Raw genomic sequence first — 10113 nt, 5'->3', positions numbered from 1 at the left:
GGCGCGCACTATACGAATCCACCCTCGCCCATGCAAGCTCTTTTTGGGATTATTTTGTTTTAATTTTAAAAGCGAACACTTAACAAACAACAGCAACAAAAATCACACAACATCGAACAAGTGATATTTCTTTTTGCCCACTTTCGCGAGATAAAATCGACCAAAAAACGCATTCGCTTCTGCAAAACAATTTGCAGCCTGCATATTGTCATCAATAGATTTAGCAGCCCCGTTTATGAACACCGCATTTCTCGCCAATACATCCTTAATCTGCTTGCCAGATGCAGCCAACTCAGCATCAGCTAGCAACTGAGTAAGCGGAGTGTCAGCAATCTCAGCGCGAGCCAGTTTCGATGACGGCAAACCATCTTGTTGCAGCTGCAAAAAGTCAGCCTCACTCAACCCAGACAACTCATCACTAAACAATGCCTGTGTGATTCGCTGAGCAGCAGACAAGCCAGCATCACCATGGACAAGTTTTGTAACCTCTTCCGCAAGGATTCGCTGCGCTTCCGGCTTAGCTTGACGCGCAGCATCCTCAGCCTCGATAGCTGCAATTTGCGCAACAGTCAAAAAGGTGAAGTAACGAAGAAACTTGTAGGCATCCGCATCTGCAGTATTGAGCCAGAATTGATAGAAGGCATAAGGAGAAGTCTTTGCTGCATCCAACCAGACTGTACCGGTTTCAGTTTTGCCGAATTTCGTACCGTCAGACTTGGTAACCAATGGCATCGTCAAACCAAACACTTGCGAGCCGTGCATGCGACGAGTTAGATCAATGCCACCAGTGATATTGCCCCACTGATCACTACCACCAATTTGCAGAGTACAACTGTTACGGGCATAGAGCTCGGAGAAGTCGTAGGATTGCAGCAGCATATAAGTGAATTCAGTAAAGGAAATCCCCTCACCTTCACGTTCAATACGCTGCTTTACCGACTCCTTGTTGATCATATTATTGACAGAGAAGTGCTTGCCCACATCGCGCAAGAAACTAAGCACATCAATCTTGCCAACCCAATCCAGATTGTTTACAACCTCAGCCGATTGGGCACCACAATCAAAATCGATAAATTGGCTGACTTGCTTCTTCAACTTATTAACCCAATCAGCGACTACGTCGGCAGTATTGAGCTTGCGCTCTTGCGCCTTGAAACTTGGATCGCCAATCAAACCGGTAGCACCACCAACCAGGGCAATTGGCTTGTGGCCAGCGAGCTGGAAGCGCTTGAGCATTAATAGAGGAACCAAACTGCCGATATGCAGACTATCGGCAGTCGGATCAAACCCACAATAAAGGGTGCGACTCGCCGAATTGAGATGCTCCGCAATCGCGTCGCCCCCCGTCATTTGGGCAATGAGCCCACGATCCTGCAACTCTTGCAGGAAATTAGTGTCAATAGCTGCCATAACGCACCAACCAAGCTGATGAAAAGTGTTTCGATTAGGAACAAAAAGGCGGCAAAGATACCTCATCTTGCTTCAATTACAAGACAAAACCTGAAGCTTGTTTCAGCAAGATTAAATTTTGGGGTGTTACAGGCGTTTTTTTCTGCTATAAATGCTCTTTGTTGGATCACTTATCTATAAAAGAATTGCGAATTTTTACCCATGCATCAAATTAAAACCTATTACAAGATCGTCCGATCGACCCTGCTTCAATACCTGCCACGTGGGCATCTCGCGGCGGCGGCGGCCCTGTCTGTTGGATTAGTCGTAGTATTAGGAAGTGAGCACCAAACCAATTCAGAAATCGCCAGTATTCCGAGCCAGAATATTCCCGGCTTGGAAATTCAAGGGGTAGATACGCAGGCAACCCCAATCGCAGTACCCGCAGTAGAAACTATTATCCAAACGATTGCCGCAACACCCGAATTAACAAAACCGCAACAAGCCCCGCAAGATTTATCCCCACAGTGGAAAGAGTTCACTGTACAAAATGGCGACAATTTATCGATTTTGTTTAAGCGCGCCGGATTAAATGATCGCACCATTTACGAATTATTCAGCGATGCCAAAGACGCTAAAGACCTACGCAATATTCGCCCAGGTCAAAAAATGGAGTTTTTGGTAGAGAACGGTCAGCTGCAAGGCCTTAACTACATTGTGAATGAGTTAAACAGCCTGAAGTTTACCCGCGGAGCTAAAGGCTTCACCGCAAAACAAACCGCACTTAAGCCTGATGTTAAATACGCATTCCGCCAAGCCTCGATTGATAGCTCCCTATATATGGCAGGAAAAAGAGCAGGGATGCCCAGCACCCTGACAATGGAGCTGGCGAACATCTTTGGCTGGGATATCGACTTTGCACTTGATATCCAAAAGGGCGATAGCTTCAAGGTTATGTATGAAGAACAGCACCTCAATGGTAAGAAAATCGGTACCGGAAAAATTATGGCAGCCGAGTTCACCAATGGCGGCAAAACCTTCAAAGCAGTTCGCTATACCGATAAAGACGGCTCAAGCAACTATTACACACCCGATGGTCGCGGCATGCACAAAGCCTTCCTGCGCACCCCAATCGAATTTGCCCGTATAAGCTCTCATTTCAGTTTGGGGCGCAAACATCCCGTACTGCACATTATTAGAGCCCACAAAGGCACGGACTATGCTGCTGCGCGCGGCACGCCGATACGCTCGACAGGTAATGGAAAAATTGCCTTCGCCGGTCGCAAAAACGGCTTTGGCAATACTGTTATCATCCAGCACGGCCAAGGTATTGAAACCCTCTACGGTCATATGAACGGATTTGCCAAAGGTATGCGTTCAGGTGCTCGCGTTAGCCAAGGCGATGTGATTGGCTATGTTGGTTCGACTGGTTTGGCGTCCGGCCCACACCTGCATTATGAATTCCACGTTAATGGTCAAGTGCGCAACCCAGTGACAGTACCTTTACCAAAATCTATCGGTATCGAAAAAACTGAAGTGGCGCGTTTCAATGAAACCACTCGCCCACTGATTGCCAAGCTGGATCAATATAAATCGGCCAGCCGTCTGGCAGTTGCCAAAAGCGGCAGCTCCAATAACTAATCTGTTTCACTCATGCATACACGCCAGCTCTACATTGGCTTGATGTCTGGCACCAGCGCTGACGCAATTGACGCAGCGCTGATTGATTTAGAATCCTCCGCCCAACTCATCGCCACACATACGCTCCCCCTTCCTCCAGAAATTCGCCAGCAAATCCATGCTCTTTCGCTTCCCAACGATAATGAAATTGATCGGATGGGTGCGCTGGATGCAGAGTTAGGTCGTCTATTTGCGCAAGTGAGCTTGGAGTTGATCGCAAAATCCGGAATTGATGCATCGCAAATTACTGTTATCGGCAGCCATGGACAGACCATCCGCCATCGGCCACCGGGATCACCCCAAGGCACATTTACGCTGCAAATCGGCGATCCCAATATCATCGCCGAACTCACTGGAATCACTACTGTTGCCGACTTTCGTCGTCGTGATATGGCGGCAGGCGGCCAAGGAGCACCACTAGTACCAGCATTTCATCGCGCGATATTTCATTCCCCCAATAACGACCGCGTTGTGGTGAATATTGGCGGCATGGCCAATATCACTTGGTTACCAACGCAGGGGCGAGTGTCAGGTTTCGATACCGGACCAGGCAATGTATTAATGGATAATTGGATACACTCCCACTCCGGCAACACTTACGATAAAGACGGTGCTTGGGCAGCTTCCGGCATAGTTAATCAGGAGCTGCTGGCGAATCTGTTGGGCGAGAATTACTTTACTTTGCCCGCCCCGAAAAGTACGGGACGAGAAAGTTTCAATCGCGATTGGCTCGACAGAAATATCATCGCACTATCGTCAGCACCCTCACCTGCGGATGTGCAGGCAACCCTGCTTGAGCTGACAGCGGTTACTATCGCAGACAGCATTAACAAGCTTGGTGATACAACAAAGGAGGTCTTTGTATGTGGCGGAGGCGCTTATAACCCGGTGCTTATGCAGCGATTACAGGATCTTTTACGCGGTGACAAAGTAGTGAGTACATCCGCACTAGGAGTCGATCCACAATGGATAGAAGCTATGGCGTGGGCCTGGTTAGCCCAGCAAACAATTAACCATAAGCCGGGTAACGTGCGTGAAGTGACGGGAGCAAATCGGGAAGTCATTCTGGGTGGCGTGTACTACGCCTGATGCTTCCCGCAGAAGAAAATAATCAAACGGTAAAGGATGAACCGCAACCGCAGGTACTGGACGCATTAGGGTTTTGGATTACAAACTTTGAACCTTGCAGCCCCTCTTCGTAATTCACCACGGCGCCAACCAGATAGGGATAGCTCATAGCATCCACTACTACTTTGACGCCGTCGCGCTCAACAATGGAGTCGTCATCGGCAGTAGCTTCATCAAACGTAAAGCCGTATTGGAAGCCCGAGCAACCGCCGCCGGTAACATACACCCGCAATTTAAGATCAGGATTATCCTCTTCCTCAATCAGGCTTCTAACCTTGGCGATAGCACTGTCGGTGACAGTAACAACCTGGGGAATGTAGATTTCAGCGGTAGACATAAATACTCCGGATAACAGCAAACCCCGTCGGGGCGATAGATATTATCCCTTTACCCTAGTAAAACAGTCAACTATTAACCCTTGGCGATAGCAATATCCAATACACTCGCCGATTCCTTCTGCTTGTTGACCATACTACCGTTCACTTGTGCGCCTTTGACCATCTCGATTGAGTGGTAGTGGATAGTGCCGGTGACGTTGCCTTTGGCGGCCAGCTCAAGATGCTTGCTGGAGTAGATATTCCCAATCACCTTGCCATTAACCACCACCACTGGCGATCTGACCTCACCTTCCACCACGCCAGTTTCAGCGATCACCAACTTCGCGTCCTTTTCATCTTCAGCAATGATATTGCCAGTCACCTTACCTTCCAGCTGCAATTCGCCGGTAAAGTGCAAGTCACCAACAACTTTGGTCGCACGGGAAATCAGGGTGTGGTTATTGGAAAATGCCATCAGGGTCTCCTTAACAAACTGCTATTTAATTGTCTGGCCACTCAATATCGGTATTGACGGTTACCGGATTACGGCGGGTGCTGGATTTCACTTCCAGCTCAATCTTTTGCGGGACAAAGCCCTCCGGTAACACAATTTCAGCATCAATATTCTGGAAAAACTTAAAACTGAGCGGGATATTTTCAGTTAAGGGCTCAACGCCGACTTTGCTGACCACCAACTCATGTAGCGATATCTTGGTCTCGCTGCCGTCTTTTTGACCAACCACCAACGCACGTAATTGGCCAACGAAATCCTCATCGTCCTCTGCCAGTTTTTGCACCGCTAATTTAAATTGTTGTTTGTTATCCGCTAAGGGCGTGACCGAGAAAACGCCAAAACTGATCCCCTTGGGATTGTTACTGGTTTTGGAGGTCATGATGCGATAAACCTCAAGATCGCGCTGTAAACCCGCTTTTTCATCACGTAATTGCATCACACGCTTACGCAGATCCTCGCCCGCCTGACGATCTACTTCGGCATTTAACTGGTACTTCGCCAGCTCGCGCTTCGATTCTTCCGCGTCTTGCTGCAATTTACCCAGTTGTCCGCGCAACTCTTGCGCCTCTTGCAAGGTCAAGCGCTCACTGCTGGCTCGATTCTGCGCATAGAAAAAAGTAGCGACGATTGCGCCCAATACCAAAGCTATCAGCGCAGCAATGATTAACATGTTCCGCACTGGTCGATGGGGAACCACTTTCATCAGGTAGACGGGAGAACCTTTAACTTTGGCCTTGGCGGAATTCATAGTTATCAATTTTATTTTTTTACGGGATGGAAATAATCCATCCCGTGTAGTGAAGATCAGAGTTGATATAAGAGTGAGCGCAAATTACGGCATCAACGCCACAACATCCAAGCCGGCCTTTTCATCAAAACCGAACATAATATTCATGTTTTGAATCGCCTGACCGGAAGCGCCTTTGGTGAGGTTATCGATCACCGAAAGAACGACGACAGTATCGCGCTGTTGCGGACGCAAAACCGAGATGCGGCATACGTTTGAACCTTTCACACTTCTCGTTTGTGGTAATTCGCCTGCGGGCAACACATCAACAAAGGGTTCGTTGGCATAACGCTGCTCATACAACGCTTGCAGATCCGGTAATTTGTTCGCATCCAGTAAAGTTGCGTACAAAGTCGCGTGGATACCGCGGATAATCGGCAACAAATGCGGTACAAAGGTAAGCCCAACCGGTACTGCACCGGCAGGTTGTACATCGCGCAAGCCTTGCTCAATTTCCGGCAAGTGACGATGACCGGCCGCGCCATAAGCTTTAAAGCTATCGCTGATTTCCATCAACAGGTTGTCGATTTTGGCCTGACGACCGGCACCGCTCGCACCACTCGCCGCGTTGGCGATCAGACGGGTTGGGTCGACCAGATTGTTTTCTATCAGCGGCAGATAACCCAATTGGGTTGCAGTGGGATAACAACCAGGGCAAGCCACCAACTTCGCGGTGCGAATCGACGCACGATTTACTTCCGGCAGGCCATAAACCGCTTGCGCAACCAGCTCGGGCGCGCCGTGGGTCTGGTTGTACCACTTCTCCCACAGCGGCACATCGCGAATACGGAAGTCTGCCGACAGATCGATAATGCGCGCTTTGGTGTTCATCAAGGCGCCCATCATGTTCTGCGCTACGCCGTGCGGCGTGGCAAAGAAGATAACATCGCACTCGCCCAGCACCGCTACATCCGGCTCGGTAAATACCAGATCAATATGACCGCGCAGACTCGGATACATATCCGCTACTTTGGTGCCCGCTTCGGCACGCGAGGTAATCACAGTCACTTCGACCTGTGGATGTTTGGCCAATAAGCGGAGCAACTCAACGCCCGTATAACCAGTTCCGCCAACAATGGCTGCTTTAATCACCTCAACCTCCTCAACTCTCGTTCAATGTCATCACCGCTAATCTGGCGACGGAGACTCTGGTATCCTGAGTGCCCGCCATTTGATCCGGCAAAAAATAAGACGGCTATCATAAGAGCCTTATCCATAAATCGAAAGCAAAAGCTGCCCATCGATTGGTAAAACACCACAACAGGAATCCAGCGTGACAATTGAGTCGCCGCAAACTGACAAACCAGCCGGGACAAAAGCCCTGAGCCGACGCGCCGAAAGCCTGCGCGACCAGCTCGCGGGAGCTGATGCCCTGCCGCAGCTAACTCTGCTCGGGCTGTTGACTGGCCTGATTGCGGGCGCGGTGATTGTGGTGTTTCGCTGGATTGTTGAAATCCCACTGGCTTACTTTCTACCGGACAGCTTTGAAAACTTTGAAGCAGTGAGTTCACTGACCCATTTCTTGCTCCCGGTAAGCGGGGCGATACTACTTGGATTGATATTGCAGTGTGTCGACCGGCGTCACCATGCGACCAGTATCGGCCACGTTATGGATCGCCTGCAAAACCATCAGGGACGTATGCCACCGGGCAATATGATCACCCAGTTTTTTGGTGGCGCGGCCTGCTTACTCACAGGCCAATCGATAGGGCGGGAAGGCCCAGCTATCCACATGGGCGCAGCGAGCGGTAGTCTGCTTGGGCAATGGCTAAAGTTGCCCACTAATACCTTGCGCCCCTTGGCCGGATGCGGCGTTGCCGCCGCCATTGCCGCCTGCTTTAACACACCCATGGCGGGCGTGTTATTCGCGATGGAAGTGGTCATCATGGAATACACCATTGCCGGATTTATCCCCGTCGCGCTCGCTGCAGTTGCTGGCGCGACCATGACCCGCCTCGCCTTCGGCCCGGAGATCGCGTTCATCAATGCGCACGCCGTAATGGGCGATTTACGCGAACTGCCGCTAATGGGACTGGTGGGACTGATCGTCGCCATCTTTGCCGCCGCTTATATACGCTTGCACGGCTGGAGTTGCCGCTGGGCGCTAAATCGTCCGATTGCCCTGCGCCTTGCGCTGGCCGGATTGCTTACCGGCACCTGTGCCATCGGGCTTCCCCAAATAATGGGCGTCGGCTACGACACCATCAGCAGTGCGCTGGCGGGTGAAATTGGTTTGGGATTATTACTCGCCATAGCCATCACTAAACTCTGCGCCACCTCTTTCAGTCTCGGTGTTGGCATGCCCGGCGGTGTGGTGGGTCCACTTATGTTTATCGGTGCCTGTATTGGTGGGGCTGTCGGCGTTGTGGCACAAATGATCATGCCGGATTCCGCCAGTGCAATAGGCTTTTACGTCATATTGGGAATGGGCGCGATGATGGGAGCAACCCTGAATGCTCCCCTTGCGGCGATGATGGCGATTATGGAGCTCACTTATAATCCCAACATTATTTTCCCCAGCATGTTGGTGGTGATTGCCGCCTGCCTCACCACGCGCTGGGTATTTAAATGTGAAGGATTATTTCAACATGTACTGCGTATTCAGGGAAAATTCCGCAACACTGAAGCATTTGGGCAATTGCTCAGCCGAACCGGCGTACGCGGATTAATTGATCGCCATCTGGTAATGGCCCAGCCGGAAATTAACCGCACCGATGTGCATCAACTACTGCTCAAGCATCCGCACTGGATTTTATTGCGCGACACTGAACAATTATTGCACCCCGCCGATCTCAGCAATTATTTACAGCAACCGGAGTTGCATCCGCAGGACGAAACACCCGACATCATCAATCTGCATGAAATTCCCGCACGCCGTTATGATCTGGTGCGCATCGCCGCTGATGCCAATTTGTTTGAAGCACTGGAATTAATGAATCAACATAATGTGGATGCGCTCTGGGTCGAGTCACTTACCGATTCCAGCCAACCTCTGGGTATAATTAGCCGCGCAAAAATCGATGGGTATTACCGCCTGTAACCGTAGAGAATATTTATGCTCTGGATAAAAGCCTTCCATATTATTTCGGTCATCTCATGGATGGCAGCATTGTTTTATTTACCGCGCTTGTTCGTGTACCACAGCATGAGCGAAGACGAGATCAGTCGCGAGCGTTTTAAAATCATGGAGCGCAAACTGCTGCGCGGCATTGCAAACCCGGCGATGATGGCGACCTTTACCTTCGGTATCTGGATGAGCTGGCTCGGTTGGGATTATTACTCCACCCAAACCTGGTACTGGTGCAAAATTGTGTTAGTGGTATTGCTCACCGGTTATCACCACGCATGTATCGCTTACGTCAAACAATTTCGCGATGACCGCTGCCCTAAAAGCCATAAATTTTTCCGTGTGTTTAACGAGTTGCCGGTGTTTTTACTTATCGGCATAGTCATTCTTGTTGTGGTAAAACCGTTTGTATGATGATGAATAAACTCTACGCCATTACCGATTCACAACTCACACCGGGCGATGCACTATTCACTAGTGTTGCTGCCGCACTTAAAGGTGGATGCAAATTAGTACAGTATCGGGATAAATCGTCCGACACCGCACGCCGCATCCATGAAGCAAAAACATTGCTTGGTTTGTGCAACCAATATCAAGCGCAGCTCATCATCAACGATGATGTGTCGCTGGCAAAAGAAGTGGGCGCACACGGAATCCATTTGGGGCAAGACGATGTCAGCCCCGTTGCTGCGCGCATTATTCTTGGTAGTCACGCCATCATCGGTGTCACCTGTCATGCATCACTGGAGCTTGCACACCAAGCGATAAAAGACAGCGCCAATTACATCGCCTTCGGCCGCTTTTTTCCATCGAGCACCAAACCCGATGCACCACCCGCGCCTATCTCATTAATCAGTGAAGCGCGCGCGCAATTTGGCAACACTCCTATTGTTGTTATCGGAGGAATTACGCTGGAGAACGGCAAACAATTATTGGATGCAGGTGCCGATTCACTCGCGGTATGCCACAGCTTATTTGCTGCAGAAGACATCACCGCCCAAGCCAGAAAATTTATTGAATTATCGATTAAAGATCAGGATTAATTATGAGCCGCTCTGAAGAATTATTTTTACAAGCCCAAAAAACCATTCCAGGTGGAGTTAACTCGCCCGTACGCGCATTCCGCGCAGTAGGTGGAACACCCGTGTTTTTTGAAAAAGCCTTGGGTGCCCACGTGTGGGATGCCGATGGTAAAAAATATATCGATTACGTACAAAGCTGGGGGCCAATG

At 49.9% G+C, this 10113-nt stretch carries 10 protein-coding genes and 1 pseudogene; 6 read left to right on the top strand and 5 right to left on the bottom strand.

Annotated features, from left to right (window positions below; translation table 11 throughout):
- Positions 1 to 102: 102 nt before the first annotated feature.
- Positions 103 to 1410 carry a tyrosine--tRNA ligase gene (gene tyrS / locus AAGC78_RS21455; protein ID WP_435786151.1) on the bottom strand — a complete coding sequence of 436 codons (1308 nt, stop codon included), beginning with the start codon at positions 1408 to 1410 and terminating at the stop codon, positions 103 to 105.
- A 201-nt stretch (positions 1411 to 1611) separates the two neighbouring features.
- Here tyrS and AAGC78_RS21450 point away from each other — a divergent pair, with 201 nt between their 5' ends.
- Both AAGC78_RS21450 and AAGC78_RS21445 read left to right on the top strand, forming a co-directional pair.
- Positions 1612 to 3030 (top strand): OapA family protein, encoded by a 1419-nt coding sequence (locus tag AAGC78_RS21450; protein ID WP_435786150.1) that lies wholly within the window; start codon positions 1612 to 1614, stop codon positions 3028 to 3030.
- 12 nt (positions 3031 to 3042) lie between these two features.
- The gene (locus tag AAGC78_RS21445) at positions 3043 to 4158 is read left to right on the top strand and encodes an anhydro-N-acetylmuramic acid kinase (RefSeq protein WP_435786149.1); all 1116 of its coding nucleotides are present in this window, start codon (positions 3043 to 3045) and stop codon (positions 4156 to 4158) included.
- A gap of 22 nt (positions 4159 to 4180) precedes the next feature.
- Here the strand turns inward: AAGC78_RS21445 and erpA are convergent, their stop codons facing one another.
- From erpA to argC, 4 genes are all read right to left on the bottom strand, one after another.
- Positions 4181 to 4534, bottom strand: a complete 354-nt coding sequence (gene erpA, locus AAGC78_RS21440) for an iron-sulfur cluster insertion protein ErpA (RefSeq protein ID WP_133685182.1) — start codon at positions 4532 to 4534, stop codon at positions 4181 to 4183.
- Positions 4535 to 4608: 74 nt separating this feature from the next.
- Positions 4609 to 4989, bottom strand: coding sequence for a bactofilin family protein (locus AAGC78_RS21435; RefSeq protein WP_435786148.1), 381 nt, complete (start codon positions 4987 to 4989; stop codon positions 4609 to 4611).
- Positions 4990 to 5014: 25 nt separating this feature from the next.
- The gene (locus tag AAGC78_RS21430) at positions 5015 to 5776 is read right to left on the bottom strand and encodes a DUF6776 family protein (RefSeq protein ID WP_435786147.1); all 762 of its coding nucleotides are present in this window, start codon (positions 5774 to 5776) and stop codon (positions 5015 to 5017) included.
- A gap of 84 nt (positions 5777 to 5860) precedes the next feature.
- Positions 5861 to 6907 (bottom strand): N-acetyl-gamma-glutamyl-phosphate reductase, encoded by a 1047-nt coding sequence (gene argC / locus AAGC78_RS21425; protein WP_435786146.1) that lies wholly within the window; start codon positions 6905 to 6907, stop codon positions 5861 to 5863.
- A gap of 181 nt (positions 6908 to 7088) precedes the next feature.
- On the opposite strand from argC, the gene AAGC78_RS21420 reads away from it, so the two are divergent.
- The 4 genes and pseudogenes from AAGC78_RS21420 to AAGC78_RS21405 all read left to right on the top strand — a co-directional run.
- Positions 7089 to 8855: a chloride channel protein gene (locus AAGC78_RS21420; RefSeq protein WP_435786145.1), complete on the top strand. Its 1767-nt coding sequence runs from the start codon at positions 7089 to 7091 to the stop codon at positions 8853 to 8855.
- Positions 8856 to 8870: 15 nt separating this feature from the next.
- Complete coding sequence (hemJ, locus tag AAGC78_RS21415) at positions 8871 to 9296, top strand: protoporphyrinogen oxidase HemJ (RefSeq protein ID WP_435786144.1); 426 nt, start codon at positions 8871 to 8873, stop codon at positions 9294 to 9296.
- Positions 9293 to 9925: a thiamine phosphate synthase gene (thiE, locus tag AAGC78_RS21410; RefSeq protein ID WP_435786143.1), complete on the top strand. Its 633-nt coding sequence runs from the start codon at positions 9293 to 9295 to the stop codon at positions 9923 to 9925. Before hemJ ends, thiE begins: the two co-directional genes overlap by 4 nt.
- Before the next feature lie 2 nt (positions 9926 to 9927).
- Positions 9928 to 10113 (top strand): annotated as a pseudogene (locus tag AAGC78_RS21405) (aspartate aminotransferase family protein); the annotation flags it as partial.

The organism is Cellvibrio sp. (assembly GCF_039207905.1).
GTDB lineage: Bacteria > Pseudomonadota > Gammaproteobacteria > Pseudomonadales > Cellvibrionaceae > Cellvibrio.
The sequence above is the reverse complement of the archived record's forward strand: the minus strand, read 5'-3'. Positions and strand labels throughout refer to the sequence as shown.

Bases quoted from the DNA above. Each gene is read 5' to 3' on its own strand.
- AAGC78_RS21445 (WP_435786149.1), top strand. From the start codon at position 3,043: ATGCATACACGCCAGCTCTACATTGGCTTGATGTCTGGCACCAGCGCT.
- AAGC78_RS21450 (WP_435786150.1), top strand. From the start codon at position 1,612: ATGCATCAAATTAAAACCTATTACAAGATCGTCCGATCGACCCTGCTT.
- thiE (WP_435786143.1), top strand. From the start codon at position 9,293: ATGATGATGAATAAACTCTACGCCATTACCGATTCACAACTCACACCG.
- AAGC78_RS21430 (WP_435786147.1), bottom strand. From the start codon at position 5,776: ATGAATTCCGCCAAGGCCAAAGTTAAAGGTTCTCCCGTCTACCTGATG.
- AAGC78_RS21435 (WP_435786148.1), bottom strand. From the start codon at position 4,989: ATGGCATTTTCCAATAACCACACCCTGATTTCCCGTGCGACCAAAGTT.
- tyrS (WP_435786151.1), bottom strand. From the start codon at position 1,410: ATGGCAGCTATTGACACTAATTTCCTGCAAGAGTTGCAGGATCGTGGG.
- erpA (WP_133685182.1), bottom strand. From the start codon at position 4,534: ATGTCTACCGCTGAAATCTACATTCCCCAGGTTGTTACTGTCACCGAC.
- hemJ (WP_435786144.1), top strand. From the start codon at position 8,871: ATGCTCTGGATAAAAGCCTTCCATATTATTTCGGTCATCTCATGGATG.